The organism is Sphingobium sp. UBA5915, from assembly GCF_002431195.1.
Lineage (GTDB): Bacteria > Pseudomonadota > Alphaproteobacteria > Sphingomonadales > Sphingomonadaceae > Sphingobium > Sphingobium soli.
Genome location: NZ_DJDV01000100.1, coordinates 23,025 through 39,601 on the forward strand (window position 1 = coordinate 23,025; position 16,577 = coordinate 39,601).

At 65.6% G+C, this 16,577-nt stretch carries 13 protein-coding genes; 4 read left to right on the top strand and 9 right to left on the bottom strand.

Annotation, left to right across the window (positions count from 1 at the left end; translation table 11 throughout):
* Positions 1 to 3: 3 nt before the first annotated feature.
* From B2V90_RS18175 to B2V90_RS18200, 6 genes are all read right to left on the bottom strand, one after another.
* Entirely contained in the window at positions 4 to 3,249 is a 3,246-nt protein-coding gene (locus tag B2V90_RS18175) for an efflux RND transporter permease subunit (protein WP_004212878.1), read from the bottom strand.
* Between the two features lie 3 nt (positions 3,250 to 3,252).
* Positions 3,253 to 4,431 (bottom strand): efflux RND transporter periplasmic adaptor subunit, encoded by a 1,179-nt coding sequence (locus B2V90_RS18180; protein WP_004212877.1) that lies wholly within the window; start codon positions 4,429 to 4,431, stop codon positions 3,253 to 3,255.
* On the bottom strand, positions 4,431 to 5,708 hold the full coding sequence (locus B2V90_RS18185) for a TolC family protein (RefSeq protein ID WP_013039111.1): 1,278 nt from the start codon (positions 5,706 to 5,708) through the stop codon (positions 4,431 to 4,433). Before B2V90_RS18185 ends, B2V90_RS18180 begins: the two co-directional genes overlap by 1 nt.
* A gap of 60 nt (positions 5,709 to 5,768) precedes the next feature.
* Positions 5,769 to 6,065 carry a hypothetical protein gene (locus tag B2V90_RS18190; RefSeq protein ID WP_086491600.1) on the bottom strand — a complete coding sequence of 99 codons (297 nt, stop codon included), beginning with the start codon at positions 6,063 to 6,065 and terminating at the stop codon, positions 5,769 to 5,771.
* Positions 6,066 to 6,138: 73 nt separating this feature from the next.
* A complete protein-coding gene (locus tag B2V90_RS18195; protein ID WP_004212871.1) occupies positions 6,139 to 8,106 on the bottom strand; it encodes a cytochrome c/FTR1 family iron permease in 1,968 nt (655 codons plus the stop codon).
* Entirely contained in the window at positions 8,106 to 8,732 is a 627-nt protein-coding gene (locus tag B2V90_RS18200; protein ID WP_004212870.1) for a cation transporter, read from the bottom strand. The genes B2V90_RS18195 and B2V90_RS18200 overlap by 1 nt, the downstream gene beginning before the upstream one ends.
* Before the next feature lie 75 nt (positions 8,733 to 8,807).
* On the opposite strand from B2V90_RS18200, the gene B2V90_RS18205 reads away from it, so the two are divergent.
* Entirely contained in the window at positions 8,808 to 9,227 is a 420-nt protein-coding gene (locus tag B2V90_RS18205) for a MerR family transcriptional regulator (RefSeq protein WP_007406847.1), read from the top strand.
* On the opposite strand, the gene B2V90_RS18210 is transcribed toward B2V90_RS18205, so the two are convergent.
* On the bottom strand, positions 9,221 to 10,423 hold the full coding sequence (locus B2V90_RS18210) for an aspartyl protease family protein (protein WP_013039112.1): 1,203 nt from the start codon (positions 10,421 to 10,423) through the stop codon (positions 9,221 to 9,223). The two genes, B2V90_RS18205 and B2V90_RS18210, sit on opposite strands and share 7 nt — an antisense overlap.
* A gap of 289 nt (positions 10,424 to 10,712) precedes the next feature.
* Complete coding sequence (locus B2V90_RS18215) at positions 10,713 to 11,285, bottom strand: recombinase family protein (RefSeq protein ID WP_009824027.1); 573 nt, start codon at positions 11,283 to 11,285, stop codon at positions 10,713 to 10,715.
* Between the two features lie 191 nt (positions 11,286 to 11,476).
* Here B2V90_RS18215 and B2V90_RS18220 point away from each other — a divergent pair, with 191 nt between their 5' ends.
* Both B2V90_RS18220 and B2V90_RS18225 read left to right on the top strand, forming a co-directional pair.
* Positions 11,477 to 12,877, top strand: coding sequence for a Mu transposase C-terminal domain-containing protein (locus B2V90_RS18220; RefSeq protein ID WP_086491601.1), 1,401 nt, complete (start codon positions 11,477 to 11,479; stop codon positions 12,875 to 12,877).
* Entirely contained in the window at positions 12,804 to 13,682 is an 879-nt protein-coding gene (locus B2V90_RS18225; RefSeq protein WP_086491602.1) for an AAA family ATPase, read from the top strand. Before B2V90_RS18220 ends, B2V90_RS18225 begins: the two co-directional genes overlap by 74 nt.
* Positions 13,683 to 13,996: 314 nt before the next feature.
* Here the strand turns inward: B2V90_RS18225 and B2V90_RS18230 are convergent, their stop codons facing one another.
* Positions 13,997 to 15,235: a site-specific integrase gene (locus tag B2V90_RS18230; RefSeq protein ID WP_013039113.1), complete on the bottom strand. Its 1,239-nt coding sequence runs from the start codon at positions 15,233 to 15,235 to the stop codon at positions 13,997 to 13,999.
* Positions 15,236 to 15,381: 146 nt separating this feature from the next.
* On the opposite strand from B2V90_RS18230, the gene B2V90_RS18235 reads away from it, so the two are divergent.
* Positions 15,382 to 16,548 carry a hypothetical protein gene (locus tag B2V90_RS18235; RefSeq protein WP_086491626.1) on the top strand — a complete coding sequence of 389 codons (1,167 nt, stop codon included), beginning with the start codon at positions 15,382 to 15,384 and terminating at the stop codon, positions 16,546 to 16,548.
* Positions 16,549 to 16,577 lie beyond the last annotated feature (29 nt).

Below are 16,577 nucleotides of genomic sequence, written 5' to 3' on the forward strand. Positions count from 1 at the left end.
CCATCAGGCCAAGTTGTTCACGAAGGTCTGACCGTGGTCGTCCCCTTCATGCTCCTCATTGTAGTGCTCGGGTTTCTCGATCACTTTCTGCCCGAACCGGGCATAGAGTGTCGGCAGCACGAACAGCGTAAGAAGCGTCGCCGAGATCAGACCGCCGATGACGACCGTCGCCAAAGGCTTTTGAACCTCTGCGCCGGCGCCTTCGCCCAGCGCCATCGGCACGAAGCCGAGGCTGGCGACTAGCGCGGTCATGATGACGGGTCGCAGACGCTGCATCGCGCCAACATGCGCGGCTTCCTCGCGGCTCATCCCTGATCGGATCAGATCTTGGATCGAGCTGACCATGACGAGGCCGTTGAGGACCGCGATGCCCGAGAGGGCGATGAAGCCCACTGCCGCCGAGATCGAGAAGTCCATGCCCCGCAGGAACAGCAACAGGACGCCGCCCACCAGCGCGAAAGGCACGCCGGTGAACACGATCGCGGCGTCGCGGACCGATCCCAACGCCCCGTAGAGGAGCAGCAGGATCAAAATGAAGCAAGCCGGAATGACCAGCTTCAGCCGTTCGCTTGCCGATTGGAGGTTCTCGAACTGGCCGCCCCATTCGAGATAGGTGCCGGCAGGCAGCCGGAGTTGGCTGCCGATCGCCGCCTGCGCATCCGCCACGACGGATCCGACGTCGCGGCCACGCACGTTGGCTTGCACCACCACGCGCCGCTTGCCGTTCTCGCGGCTGATCTGGTTCGGACCATCGACCACCTTGATCTCGGCGACGCTGGACAGCGGTACATAGCCGCCGCCTGCCACCGGCACCTGCACCTGTTGGAGCAGGCCGATGTCGGCACGCTGCGCCTCCGACAGGCGGATCACCACGGGGAAGCGACGGTCGCCCTCGAAGATCTGGCCCGATGTTCGCCCGCCGATCGTCGCAGTCACGGTGTCCTGCACATCCTGAGCCGTAACGCCCAACCGCGCCATCGCGTCGCGGTTGACGCGAATGTCGAGCATGGGAAGACCGGTCGTCTGCTCCACCTTCACGTCCGCTGCGCCTTGCGTTCTGCGCAGCACCGCCGCGATTTGCTCGGCCGTCCGGTTCATCTGGTTGAAGTCGTCCCCGAACACCTTCACCGCGATGTCGCCGCGCACGCCGGCGATCAGCTCGTTGAAGCGCATCTGGATGGGCTGGGTGATCTCGTAGGCATTTCCCGGAATCTTCGCGAGATTACCCTCGATCCGGCTGACCAGCTCCTCCTTGGGAAGCTCAGGATCCGGCCAATCCTTGCGCGGCTTCAGGATGACGAACATGTCGGTCGCGTTCGGCGGCATCGGGTCGGCCGCCAGCTCGGCGGTGCCCGTCTTGGAATAGACGAATTGCACCTCCGGCTGCTTCGACATCATCCGCTCGATCGGCACCTGCATCGCCTGGCTCTGCTGGACCGACGTTGCCGGAATGCGGAGCGACTGGATCAGCAAATCGCCTTCGTCGAGCTGCGGCAGGAACACCGAGCCGAGCGTAGTGAAAGCAAGCGCCGCCACCACAAGGCTTCCCACACCCGCACCGATCGTCAGCGTCGGGCGCTTCATGGCCCGGTCGAGACCGGGTTCGTAGCGCTTCTTCAGCCACGTGATGATGCGGCCGTCCTTCTCCTCGACCTTCTTCGACAGCCAGATCGCAATCATCGCCGGCACGAAGGTGAGAGAGAGGATGAAGGCGAAGGCGAGCGCGATGATGACGGTCAGCGCCATCGGTCCGAACGTTTTACCCTCCACGCCGGTCAGCGTGAGCAGCGGTACGTAGACGAGGATGATGATTGCCTGCCCGTACACAGAGGGACGGATCATCTCACGCGCAGCGGCTGCCACGGTCGCGAGCCGTTCCTTGACGCTGAGCAATCGGCCTTCATGATGCTGTTGCTCGGCAAGCCGGCGCAGCGCGTTTTCGACAATGATGACGGCGCCGTCGACGATCAGACCGAAGTCCAAAGCCCCAAGGCTCATCAGATTGGCCGAGACCCCAGCGCGCAGCATACCAAAGCCTGTCAGCATCATGGTGATCGGGATGACCAACGCCGCGATCAGGGCCGCACGGAAGTTGCCGAGCAGCAGGAAGAGCACGACGATGACCAGCACCGCGCCTTCGGACAGGTTTTTCGCGACCGTCTTGATCGTCGAATTGACCAGCTCGGTGCGGTTCAGCACCGGCTGAATTACGACGTCAGGAGGCAGCGAAGCGTTGATCGTCTTCAGTTTCTCAGCGACCGCGGTCGACACGATGCGGCTGTTCTCGCCGATCCGCATGATCGCCGTGCCGACGACGACTTCGGTACCGTTCTCCGATGCCGAACCCATGCGGATCGCCTGACCCGTCTTCACAGTCGCAACTTGTTCGACCGTGATCGGCACGCCGTTACGTGTCGCGATCACGGTCCTGGCCAACTCGCTGGCATTGCGAACGAGCGCATCCGAGCGAACAGCCAGACCTTCGCCATTGCGATTGACGAAGCCACCGCCGACGCTGGTGTTATTGCGCTCCAGCGCATTTCCCAGGTCCGTCAGCGTGATGCCGAGCGAGGCCAGCTTCTGCACGTCGGGCACGACGAGGAACTGCTTGGCGTAACCGCCAATCGAGTCGACACCGGCGAGGCCCGGTGTGGTCTTCAGAAGCGGCGTCACGATCCAGTCCTGCGCGGTGCGCAGGTAGGTCGCCTTGTCCTCTTCGGTCGTCAGTCGCTCGCCCTCTGGCGTGATGTAGCTGCCATCGGGCTGTTGGCCCGGTTCACCGGGCTTGTGCTTGTCGTCCTCGCGATGATCGAGACGAACGGTGTACATGTACACCTCGCCCAGGCCTGTCGCGATCGGACCCATTTCAGGGTTCACGCCGTCGGGCAGATTCTCTTGCACGCCCCGCAGACGCTCGCCCACCTGCTGGCGGGCGAAATAGATGTCCGTCGCGTCCGAAAAGACCGCCGTGATCTGCGCGAAGCCGTTGCGGCTCAACGAGCGCGTATATTCCAGGCCGGGGGTGCCGGCGAGCGCGGTTTCGATTGGAAACGACACCTGCTTCTCGACCAGCTCGGGCGAGAGGGCAGGCGCGCGGACGTTGATCTGGACCTGATTGTTGGTGATGTCCGGCACCGCGTCGATCGGTAGCCGGTAGAGGGAAAAGGCGCCGATGGCGGCGACGATGACGGTGAGGAGCAGGACTAGCCAGCGCTTCTCGACCGCCCAGGTTACGATACGGGCGATCATGGCTTAATCCTCGTGGCTCGCTTCGCCCTTGCCGATCTCGGCCTTGAGCGTGAAACTTCCGGTGGTGGCGATCTGTTCGTTGCCGGTCAGGCCCGACCGGACGATCACCGTGTCGCCCGACGCATCGCCGAGCTGGACCGGGGTCGCCTTGAAGCCGGTGGGCGTGCGCACGAACACGACCGACTTGCCCTCGAAACTCTGGACCGCCGTCGTCGGCACGCGGACCGCCCCGCTCCCGCCGCTGCCCGTGAGCTGCACGGCTGCCGTCACAGGCTCGCCGACCCGCCATTCGCCACCGCGATTGTCGAGGGTGGCGAGCGCAGGCACGAGCCGCGTCTGCGGATCAAGCGCCGGCGACACGAAGGTCACGCGGGCGGTCGCCTGACGGCCTGCCGCCTTCACCAGCACCGTATTGCCGGGACGCACCCGGCCCGCATCCTCGGGCTTGAGATTAAGCGCGATCGACACCTGGCTCAGGTTGGCGATGCGATAGAGTTCGGCATCCGCCGCGACCGTTTGTCCCAGCGTCACGGGGCGCGCAATGATCTGGCCCGAGATCGGCGCGGCAATGCCGAGCCGGTTGAGCCCGCCGCCGCCGACACCCGCCGCCGAAACCATGCTCTGCGCCTGCGTCAGGGCGATCCGCGCCTCCGTCGCCGCTGTGCGGGCGGCGATCAGATCCTGTTCAGGGGAGACTCTCTGCGCGAACAGCCGCTGTTCGCGCGCGAGGTTCGAATTAGCGAGCTGAAGCCGCGCCCGCGCCGCCTCGACCTCGCCCTTGATCTGCGCCGCCTCGCGGCTTTCGATGACCGCAATGGTCTGGCCGCGTCCGACCGATTGGCCGAGGTTACGGGTGAGCGCGACCACGCGTCCCGCAATTGCGGCCGAGACGACCTGCGTTCCCTGTGGGTCGCCCTCGATGATCGCGGGCAGCTCGATCGTCCCGGCCCCGCCGATGATCGGCCGTCCGACCTGGACGCCCGCTGTGGCGATCTGGTCGGCACCCAATGTGACGACGCCTTCACCGGCATGACCGCCTTCAGCACCGCCCTTTTCCGTGCCCGCTGCCGTCTCATTGGCAGCTGCGCCTTCGGCAGTTGCCTCGTTTCCGCCATCCTTGCCGCCGCAGGCAGCCAAGAGCAGGGCGAGCGACGCCGCGCCCGCGAGATAAAAGCTCTTCATCACTGATTCCCCCCATTGGGCGCACGAGCGGTCAGTCGCTCCACTTGCGCGCGGGCATTCTGGTAATTGGCAAGCGCGTCGATCGCGGCGACCCGCGTTTCGGCGAGCGTGCGTTCAGCATCGAGCAATTCGAGCTGGCCGAACTTGCCCTCGCGATAGCCGATCCGCGCGATGCGGGCGGCCTCCTGTGCAGCCGCCAGCGCCGGCCCCGACGCCGCACGAGCCGTCGTTGCGGCATTGGCCGCCTGCGCCTGCGCGTCCGTGATCGCCTGTTCGATGTCGAGCGCGGTCACGCGGCGCTGCGCATCCGCCTGGGTCCGCTGCGCGGTCGCCTGCGCAATCGCGGCGCGACCATTGTTGAACACCGGGATCGGGATCGACACGCTGAACACCGCCGCCATGTCGTTGGTCGCTTCCAGGCGGCGGATCGACGGCCCGACGTTCAGGTCAGGCACGCGATTGGCGCGCGCGAGCCGCACGCCGGCTTCGGCAATGGAGAAATCCGCGTTGGCTGCCGCCAGCGCGAGTGTGCCGGTCGTGTTGACCGGTGCCAACGGCCCATAGACGTTCACATCGGGAAGGCGATCGAGCAGCGTGTCATCGAGCAGGCCGTCGATCGGCCGTCCGATCCGACGCGCCAGATTGGCGCGGGCCGCCTCGGCCAAGCGAAGCTGCCGCTCCACATTGGCGTCGGCATTGATACGCGCGACATCCGCGCGCTGTTGCTCGAGTGGCGATGCCCGCCCTGCCTGCACGCGAACGCTCGCGGCCCGCAGCGCATCGCTGGCGATCCGGGCCTGATCGCGGGCTGTCATTACCCGGCGATCGGCCGCGACCGCTTCGACATAGAGCTGCGTTACCTGAAGCCGGACATCCGCCGCGATGATCGCGGCCTGGATCTCGGCCCGGGACAATTGCGCATTGGCGACCGCGACGCGGGCGCCGCGCTTGCCGCCTAGCTCGATCGGGATCGCAAAGCCGACCGTGGTTTCCGCGCTGCGGACCCCCCGATACGGCCCGGAGCCGATGACATTCTCGACTTGGCCTTGAACCACCGGATTGGGCCGCAAGCCGGCGACTGTGCGACCTGCACGGGCCGCGTCGATTCCAGCTGTCGCCGCTTCCGCAGCAGGGGCCGAACCGCCCGCTGCACTGACCGCTTGGTCAAGCGTGTAGACCGGCGCATCCTGCGCAACAGGCGCGGACGGTCCGACCTGCGCCTGCGCCATCGTGGCGCAAGACGCTGCGGCCAGCATGGCCGCGAGGATACGATTCATGAAAATAGGACTCCTGACGATGATCGACAGGGGCGCGCCAACGCACGCCCAAATCGGACGTCAGGCTTGGGGGGGCCTCAAATGGACCATGCCGGTGCGGCCGTCGAGCGACGCAGAGGCGGAGATTGTCGGCTTGGGCACTGTGAGGACGGGGGTATATTCCATCGTCGTGCGCGCAGGCACGCCGACGTCGTGTCCGTGACAATAATTGTGATGATGCGGGACATTCTTGTCCGAGTCCGATGGCACCTGATCGATGTCACCGGCGGTATGGACCGTGAACTCAACGCCCGCGATGCTTCCCCCCGCCAGATCGGCGGCATGGGCCATGCCGGAGAAGCTGGTCAGGACCAGCATCAGGCATGTCAGGAAAGGCAAAAAGGCTCGCACTAGCTTGCCTCTATCACGGAAGGGTTTTCATGTCATTGCACTAATTCGAACCAAGGGTCACTGAGCCGGAACCCGAGCGGGATCGGTCGCGCCCGTTCCAGGCGAACCCGACCGCAATGGCGACCGCCATCAGGAGTTGCGCCAGCACCGATTGCCAAGTGGGAAACACGCCGAGCATCGACAGCCGTGGCACGTCCGCGAGCGGTGCGATGTTGATAAGGCCGGCTTCCTGGAGCGCGGCGACGCCTTTACCCGCCAGCACGACGGTCAGGACCGCCATGAGCCAGGAGCTATAGCGGAAGAACTGCGCGATCGGCAGCTTGCGACTGTAGCGAAGCATGGCCCAAGCGATCAGGCTGAGCAGTCCAATCGCCGACCCGGCCCCCGCGAGAAGCATCCCGTTGTCACCTTGCGCCGAAAGCGCGGCATAGAACAGGATCGTCTCGAAGACCTCGCGATAAACTACGACGAACGCCAGCCCGAACAGGAACCAGCCCGACCCGCCCGAGAGCGCCCGCGACATCTTCTCGCGAATATAGCGCTGCCACTGATCGGCCTGCGCCTTGCCGTGCATCCAAATCCCGACCGAGAGCAGCACGACCGCGGCGAACAGCGAGCCAAACCCTTCCGTCAGCTCCCGGCTCGCACCGCTGATCCCGATCGCATAGGTGGCGACCGCCCAGGTGATCCCGCCCGCGATGATCGCGCTGACCCAGCCGCCATGCACGTACCGCAGCGCCTCGCCGCGCTCGGCTTTACGCAGGAACGCGATCATGGCGACAACGATGAGCAGGGCTTCGAGCCCTTCACGCAGCAGGATCGTGAACGCGCCCAGGAACGTGGACGCTTCGGTGGCGGCATCAGGCGCGAGCGCCGCTTCCGCATCGTCGAAAAGGCCGCCCAGTACTGCGACCTTCTCCGCGAGATCATCGGGCGACGCGCCCCGGTCGATCGAGGCGCGGAACTCCCCCATCGCGCCCTCGATTCGACCCATCAGCGTCGCGTCGCGCGCGGTGAGTGTTGGCTCGATCGGCTCGAACCCATCGAGATAGGCCGACAGCGCCAGCTCTTTCGCCATGCGCGCATCGCCGCGCCGCGCAGCCGCCACGCTTTCGGCGAGTTTGGCGCGGGCGACCGCGAGCGAGCCGGGAGCCTGTTGTATCACCTGTTCGGGATGACGACGCAGGAACGCGAGCACTGGGTCAGCCTTGGCGTCGCCGATCGCCGCGCCGAGCGCGGCCGGGGTGAGCGCGACCAGGGTTTTCAGGTCCGGAATGCGCCGGCGAAGGGTCGGGTCGGATTTCCAAAGCCGCTCGCCTTCGCGCGCCTGCGCATCCGTGAAGGCGAAGCTCCCAGCTCGGAATGCTAACGCCCAGCGCTGATCGTTGGGCAGATCGGCGAAGCTCTGCATCGCGGTCCCGTCGATGCCTTGCGTCACCACCTGATAGAGCGCGAACACGCTGCGCTGGCGCGCGCGCTCGGCATCGGTGAAAGCAATCGGGGGCGTAGCGAGCTTGGCGGCGTCAGGGCCACGGCCGTTGCCCGTCATCCCGTGGCAGGACGCGCAGGATTGTCGGAACAGTGCATCGCTGGAGACGAGGTTCGGAGCCTTATCGGGCGCGAGCGGCACCGGGTAGGCGCGCAACAGATCGGCCGCGAGCCCGTGCGCCAATGTTGCCACCTGTTCAGTCGGTCCCTTTTCCGCGATCACCGCCTGGAGGTTGGCAGCCCGCTGGATGAGGGCTTGACGCTCCGGCTTCGCCGGCAGGCCCTGAAGCCGTGTCGAGACCGACGCGGCGAACTCCGTCATCTCGGCATATTCCGACGTGCTCTTGATCCGACCGTTGGCGACCGCGCCGCCATAATCGACGGCCATATAGTCGAGCAGCCGCCATGCGGTTTGCACGTCGCCGGGTTCGGCGATTGCCGCAGCAGGGATCAGCAGCGCCGCGAGCGCGGAGAGCAGCCGCAACGAGAGCATTGCCCGGATCAACGCGAGCAGACGCACTACCGCTCTCCCAATTCGCGCCGAGCGCCAGTGACGATTTCATAAGCGGAGTGGAGGAACAGGAGGGCGATGAGGCCGGCGACGGCGAGGTCCGGCCAGGCGCTTCCTGTCCACGCCACCAGACCGGCCGCGGCGATCACCGCCACGTTGGCGAGCGCGTCGTTGCGGCTGAACAGCCAGATCGCGCGAACATTGGCGTCCCCTTCCCGGAAACGCGCAAGCACCAAGGCGGACACGACATTGATCGCGAGCGCGACAACGCCGATTGTGCCCATCAGTTCGGCATCGGGCGCGGTTGCGTTCAGGGCGCGCCAAATCGCGAAACCGATTACGCCCACGCCAAGCGCACCGAGAAACAACCCCTGCGTCAGCGCGACCTTTGCCCTCGCCCGTGCGGACCAGGCAAGCGCGAGAAGACCGATAAGGCTGATCGACCCGTCCCCGAGAAAATCGAGGGAATCCGCTTTCAGCGCTTGGCTATCGGCGATGAACCCGCCGAACAGCTCGGCGACTCCGAAGCCGAGGTTGAGCACCACGACGGTCAGCAGCGCACGGCGATAGGCCGGATCGGTTTGCGCGCGCGCGGGCTCCCCGTGGCACCCGCAGCTTTCGGTAGAAGCATTCATGCGGCCTTCCTTACCACCTCCAGTCGCTGTAGAAGCAAGCGAAATGTGCGACACGTTCGCATAAGCAAGGATGGCATGATGAAGCCGGTGATGATTGGGCAGCTCGCCAGCGAGACCTCGACGAAGGTGACGACGATCCGCTTTTATGAGTCGATCGGGTTGCTCCGATCCGCCCCTCGCACGGCGTCGGGTCGCAGAACCTACGATGCCAGTGACATTGAGCGTTTGCACTTCATCCGCAACGGTCGCCGGCTTGGCTTCTCCGTCGACGAGATCCGTTCGTTGATGGGGCTGGCGCAGAACCCGGACCAGGATTGTGGTGCCGCCTCAGCTATCGCTGCTCAGCACCTCAAGGATGTGGAGGAGAGACTGGCGCAACTCGCGGTGTTGCGGGATGAGTTGGCAATGCTCAGCCAGAGCTGCACCAAGGCGCGCATGGCCGATTGTCGGATCATGAAGGCGATCGGCAAAGGCCACCCTCAAGCCGATCAATAATAATCGGCCAGCCTGAGCTCGCGCACATCACCCGAGGCCATCGTCAGCTTTACGAGGGTGCCAGCAGGCCGGGAGCGCACTTGCCAGAGCTCCCCACGCGTATAGTTCGCATCGATCGAATGGCCGTTCACCGCCACGATCCGGTCGCCGACCGCCCAGCCAGCCTTTTCCGCGGGACTGTTCGCCGCCACATGAACAACGGTGAGCGCCGTTGGTGAGGCTGCGAGGCCAAGGCCGCTACGGTCCTTCAGCATCGGCAGGCGACGACGAGGACCGAGTGGCCGGAGCCACACGAATCCGGCGGTCACGTCGAACACCACGTCGAATTGAGCGATCAGCGGTAGGCCGACATTGCCAACCGTGCTGGTGGAGAGCCAAGCTCTCATCCCGAGTGTGGGGACGTTCGAGACGCCAAGCCCTTCGATGTTGATGTTCTGGATCGTGAAAGCATCGTTGATACGCACACCATCGACGCCGCCGATCGCCGCGGTCGAGACGAGCTTCCCGTTCAACAGCCCTTGATCGCGGGCATAGGCCGACGAGAGCATCAGCGCGGCCGAGCTGCCAAGATCGATCATCAAGGGCACGGGAGGCAAACCCGAGACGGAAGCTCGAATGAACAGCTCCTGCTTGGCACCGCGCCCGAGCGCGACAGCGCGCCAGTCGGGACCGGCGAGAAACGTGCCTGACTTGACGACCGCCATACGCCTTTTCGCGAAATCGAGCGCGATGCAGCTACCCGTGAACATATCGGCACCGAGGAGGATATCGATCGGTCGTCCGAAGGCCGCCGACACTGAACTCAGATCACCAACGACGGCAAAGGGTAAGCGACGGGTTTCGCGGGCGAGCTGTACGTCGATGTCGCGGACCAGCAGCACCGGGGCCTTGGCGCTCAGCCCGCTAATCATGCGCCGCTCACCATCGTTCAAGCCGAGCTTCGCCGCGAGCGCCGTGCTCATGATCGACGCGCCGCTGCCACTGTCGAGCACCGCCCGCACCGGCACTCCGCGCACTTGTGCCGAAACAAGGAGGGTATCACCCGTGCCGACTTCCAGCGGCTCCCATTCGAGGTGAGCCGCACCGAAGTTCCACGAGCCCGCAGACCGGGAAGTCTGTCGCGCGAGCGTTGGAGAACCGAGCACCAAGCCGGTTCCACAGGCCACCAGCCGCGCCACTAATGAGCGTCGAGACATACCGATTGCTTCAACACGGGCCGTCAAAAAGCCACCTCCAGCCCCCCGTCCGCAGGAGAGCAAATTGCGGTTACATGCTCCAGCCACTGGAGGAGCAAGTGCTTTTGGTGCGCCCGAAAATCCTCAGAAGCGCTTGGAGAACTTTAGATGAAGGATGGTGCAGACCGCTTAGATGCCTTCCCGATAACGAACGGTTCCGGGGGACGCTGGGCCGATCGGGACCGCGAACGGTGTAAACGCTCGCGCTAAGTGGCGGCATTCTGATCGCGCTATTTGTCGGCGAGCGTCGCTACGCGGCTACCGGCTTGGTCTCGGCCGATCGCACATAGGCGTAGAGTTTTGGCTTGGAGATGCCGAGCATCGAGCAAATCTTGGCGATCGGCATCGTGTTCTCGTGGTAGAGCCTGACGGGCAGGTCGCGCTTGTCCTTGCCGAGTGCGGCCGGCCGGCCACCCTTCTTGCCGCGAGCGCGGGCTGCGGTGAGACCGGCCTGGGTCCGCTCGCGGATCAGGTTGCGCTCGAACTCCGCCAATGCCCCGAACAGGTGGAAGGTAAGCTTGCCCGACGTGGTGGTCGTGTCGATCGCCTCGTGCAGGCTCAGCAGCCCGACCTTTTCCTCGTCGAGGTAGGTCATCCATCCGATCAGATCACGGAGCGAGCGGCCGAGCCTGTCGAGGCGCCAGACCACCAGTGTGTCGCCGGCGCGAAGCAGCTCCTTCACCTTTTCCAATCCAGGGCGAGCGGCAGTCGCCCCGGAGGCCTTGTCGGTGATGACCTTCTCGCAGCCGGCAGCCTTCAGCGCATCACGCTGGAGGTCCAGGTTCTGCTCGGCGGTCGATACGCGGGCGTAACCGATTTTCATGCGTAGGGCCGGTGGCGCCCCGATCGGGCGCGGTTTGGGAAGAAAGTCGTCATCGGCAGGTCTATGTTGCCCTAGTTTTCTTTACCGGGTAGATTTACGTCGAACAGGCCGGTTTGGCAACGCGAGCGGACTCGCATGGCGATGGGCAGGCAAATCTCCGTTTTCCTTACCTGCGACACGGACCGTCGGCGGTGACGCATCCGGCGCTTGTCCCGCCGCTGGCGATCGAGCGCTACCGCGTCCTTGAACCGCACCTCGCCGATGGCATCCCGCTCGCGGACCTCGCCCGCACCGGCACGCTGAGCGAGCGGACGTTGCAGCGCTGGCTCGGGCGCTACCGTGCCGAAGGACTTGCCGGTCTCGCGCGTCTGCCGCGCAACGATCGGGGCAGGCTGCACCTGCCGGAACATCTGGTCGAACTGACCCGCACTCTCGCCACCAAGCGCCCGCGACCCCCGGTCGCCGCCATTCACCGAAAGGTGCAGGAACTCGCCATCGCGCATGGACACCGAACCCCCAGCTATGCGGCCGTCGCGCGTGTCGTCAGGGCGATACCGGCAAGCCAGATCGCCGCAGCCTCCGATCCGGCCGTCTACCGCGACCAGCACGAGCTAGTGCATCGGCGCGAAGCCGCGACCTCGAACGAGATGTGGCAGGCCGATCATACCGTTCTCGACATTCTCGTGCTCGATGATGCCGGAACCCCGGTGCGTCCTTGGCTGACCGTCATCGTTGACGATCACAGCCGAGCCATCGCCGGTTACTTCCTCAGCCTCGATGCCCCCAGTGCCCTCAACACGGCGCTCGCCTTGCGGCAGGCGATCTGGCGCAAGCCCAATCCCGAATGGATCGTCAGCGGCATTCCCGAACAGCTTTACGTCGACAACGGCTCGGATTTCATCTCCGAGCATATCGAGCAGGCGTGCATCGCCCTCAAAATCCGCCTCATCCATTCGCTGCCGGGGCGTCCTCGCGGGCGCGGCAAGATCGAGCGGCTGTTCCGCACCATCAACGACATGTTCCTGCCCGACCTGCCCGGCCACCTGATCGCGGGCAAGCCGCTGTCGGCGCCAGTGCTCACGCTCGACGAGCTGCGCGCCCGCTTCGAGGCGTTCGTGTGCGGCGTCTATCATCGTCGCCCGCATGGCAGCACCGGCGAACCGCCGATCACGCGCTGGCAGAAGGGCGGGTTCCTGCCCGCAATGCCCGACAGCCTTGAACAGCTCGACATGCTGCTCGTGCACGTGCCCAAGCCCCGTAAAGTGCTGCGCGACGGCATCCGTCTGATGGGCAGGCGCTATGTCGAACCCACGCTCGCGGCCTTCGTCGGCGAGCAGGTCGAGGCGGTCTATGACCCCCGCGACCTGACCGAGATCCACGTCTACGACCAGGGCCGGTTCGTCTGCCGTGCGCTCAGCTCCGAGCACGCTGGGCACCCGTCGTTGCGCGCGATCCAGCGCGCCCGGCGCGGCGCGAAGGAGCGCGACAAGCAGGTGCCTGCCCCCACGGAGACCTTCGATGGCGACCAAGAGGATACGGCTTCCCGGCCCACCACCTACCGAGGGCTCCGGCTCTACGCCGCTGACGATTGAGTTCCTGGTCGAGCAGCCGTTCCTGGCGACCCGCGACCATGCCCGGTTCGTCGAGTTTGCCGAAGCCTGCGCGCACTACCGCTATATCGGCGTGTGTCATGGCCGGCCGGGCGTCGGAAAGACGCGATCGGCGCGCGAGTTTTCCAGCTTCCCCGACCTGGGGGAATATGCCGCGCTCCGTCCCATTGCCGCGCTCCTTGGCGAAAAGGTCGCTCGCTGCCGCGCCGTCTTCTACACCGTGTCGGTCAGCAACACGCCCAAGACGATCGACGCGGTGTTGGGCCTCAACCTCATTAAGCTGGGCTATGCCCGGCTGACGGTCGCGGGCGGCTCGCAGGACGAAATCACCCATGACGCCGCCCGCATCGCCTGCCCCCTCGTCATCGTCGACGAGGCCGACCGCCTGACCATAAAGTCGCTCGAACATCTCCGCGACATGGCCGATCGCCACGGCTTCGGGCTGATCCTGATGGGTATGCCGGGCTTGGAGAAGCGCCTCGCCCGCTATGCCCAGCTCTACTCGCGGATCGGCTTCGTCCACGAGTTCAAACCGCTTACCGAGACCGAAATGCGGCTGCTGCTCGCGACCCACGCCGGCGATTTCGGGATCAGCTTCGACCCGGCCCAACTCGACGCGATCGAAGCGCAGGCAGCCGTGATCCGCATCACGCGCGGCAACTTCCGGCTCATGGAGCGCCTGTTCGCGCAGATGCGGCGGATCATGACCCTCAACCGCGTCGAGGAGGTCACCGCTGACATCGTTCAGGCCGCGCGCGATTGCCTCGTCATCGGACCCGGCAACTGACAAATAGCGCGATCAGAACGCCGCCATTTAGCGCGAGCGTTTACACAGGATAAGATCCATACCGTTTCCGGAACCACTTTCTTGTTTCCTCTTCGAAATTGGACTGTGCTGATGAGTTTGAGCGATGGTGGCTTCGCTCATACACTACGCGCTACCAGGCCCCTGCCCGTTTCTTAGGCTTAACGTTGTAGCTCAAGACCCCGGGGGCTCAGCCTCCCTTCTCCGGTTCTTGCCGCTGCGCAAATCCCTCGATCTACCTGCCGCCGTCGTGTGGTCGCACGGCATCATCCAAAGACCTATTTAGGCCGTCATGACTAGCCAATCTTCGCCATAAGGCGCCCCGCCGCCCCCTGCTCTGCCGCGAGATTGCGATTATAAGCGAGCGGCATCCGCGGCGACTTCCACCGCAGCGCGTCCATGATGCCGGCCAAATCCTCCCCGCTGGCGAACAGGTCCTGATTGAGCCCGATCCGCGTCGAGTGCGCACTGATCCCCTTCAGCAACCGCGCCAGATCGTCCGCCGTCAAATCGGGCAGCGCGCCACGGTCGAACGCGCGGCCGATGATCGACCGAAAGATTGGTCCGATCGAGCCCGGGTGCAGCGCCACGGTGCCGATGTCATATTCGACGCGCGCCTTCACCGCCGGCTTGGACAGCGTCTTGCGCAGATCCCACGTCTCCCGGCCCGAGATGCTGTCGATCGGCCGACCGCGCACGGCTGCCCGCGCCTTGTAGCGCCGCACCTGCACCCGCCGGAACAGCGGCCCTGTCGTGATCCCCGCCGCTTCGGTCCACGCCGCGATCGCCGCGACGGTGCGCGGGCTGAGGTAGGCGGTCGCCCCCTCCCCGTCTTGATCGCCCTTATGACGCAGAATCTGCAGCAGCCGCGCTTCGGGATCGATCGCCTCCTCAATATGCTCAATGGCGACCGCCACCAGTTCGGAGGCGCGCAGCCCGGTGTCATAAGCGGCTGATAGCAGCGCCCGATCACGCAGCCCCGGCAGATCCTCGCCACAACTCTCGAGCAGCGCGCGGATGTTGAGCCCCCGCGCCTTGTCGCGCTCGACGTCGCGCACCGGGCCCTTGAACCGCAGCGGCCGCGCCTGCTTCTGCGCAGCCCCCTTCTCGCGGCGCACCGTCTGGAGCCGCAGCTTCACCAGCGGCGCCGGCGTCGGATCCTTGAGCTCGAGCAGCTGGTGGATCTTGGCGATCGACGCCTTGTAGCGGGATAGCGAGGCCGGCCGGCTCCCCTTCCCGGCCCGCGCGTCGAGATAATCGGCCACGGTCTCGGGCGTGGCCGGCAGCGCGATCCGGTTGTTGCGCCTACACCACGCATCGAACGCCTCGACGTCGGACTTGAGCGCACGGATGCTATGGGGCGATGAAGCGGCCTGATAGGCGGCGATCAGGCCCTCGTTGACGGTGATGCGCTCGCCGGCGCGCATCTGCACGATCGTCCACGCAAGGTCGGCCGGCGCCCTGACGGCCGGCAGGACAGCCTCAGGCGGCGCTACGGGGATTTCTGGCCCTTCCCGGGCGGTTTCGGTGCTCACGACGCGCCTCGCTCCTCAGCCGCGCTTGTAGCCCACCTTATAAAGAACGGTCAAATCTGCTTATGTGATAAGTGCAATTATCACATGTTGATTCACCAACCATCCGAGCAGTTGTGCAGTGTTTTGGCATTCACTACACATTCGGCATGGAGCGCTTCCATCCCCTCGCCGCCGACACCGACGCCCCACCCGAAGAGCTGGCGCTCGCGCAAGGCGAATGCGCACTGGCGCTCGGCCGCCTCGACGGGCTCCTCGCCGGCCTCACCGATACCGAAAAGCGGCTGTTCTGCGTAGGACTGCTGCGCGAGGTGCTCCTCTCGGCCTTGGCGCAGGCGGGATTTGCTGACGCCGAACACCAGTTCAACGCCTGGTTCGCCGGGCTCGATCGCGGCCCCCAAGAGACGCCCCTCACCGCCTGCTCCGCCTATGCCGTGGTCCGCGCCCTGCTGGGCGGACTCAGCCATCATCCGTGGGAACCGCTCGCCGACGCCGCACAGACCATCGCTCTGGCCGCGCGCTTCGGGGCTGACCGCCCAATGCAAGCCGAAGATGCGCTGGCGGACGACGCGATCGGCAGGGCGCTCACGCTGATGGAACAGGCCGGCGCGGATGACGAGCCCCCCCTGCCCTTCGCGGGTCTGGCCCGTCTCAACGCCCTGCTGCGGGCCGATCCCCTGTTCGCGCCGCTGGAGCGCGCGGTGCAAATCCGTTCGCTTGGGAACCGCGCGGTGGCGATCGAGCAGGCCGCCCCGCGCACACCGCTCTGGGCGGCCGATGCCTCGCTGGGGCGGCTGCTGACCGCGTGCGGCGCGTGGCAGCTTGACCTTCCCTGTCCCGGCGTGATGACCGCCGAAACGCTTCAGCCGCAGCTCTGGCCGGGCGAACGCGCCCTTGTCTCAGCGCGGACTCTCCACGCGACCACTACCCGGCTTGCAGAGCTGGTCGCGAAAGCGCGAAAGCGCGCGGCGCTGATGCGCGAGCAGCTGGGGCACCTGCGCTCGAGCGCGCGGGCACCGCAGGTGTGGATCCTGCTCGCTGGTTTTGCGCCGCTCGGGCTCGATCAGATGACCTCGGCGTGCGGGATCAGCCGGCGCGGCACCTATGCGATCGGCGACGCCCTTGTGGCGGCGCGCATGGCACGGAGGGAGACGGTCAAGGGGAAGGTCCTGCTGGTCGCCGAAGAACCGCGAAGGGATTGGCAGCCGGCGTCTCTGGACCAGGCTACCGCCCTCCCCCGTGCGGCGCTTGCCGAATTCGACGCGGCGATGACCGATATCGACCAACTGCTGGCGCGCACTTCTGGCCCAGGTTGACCAAGCCGCGCGCGAGAGTTGATGTTTCG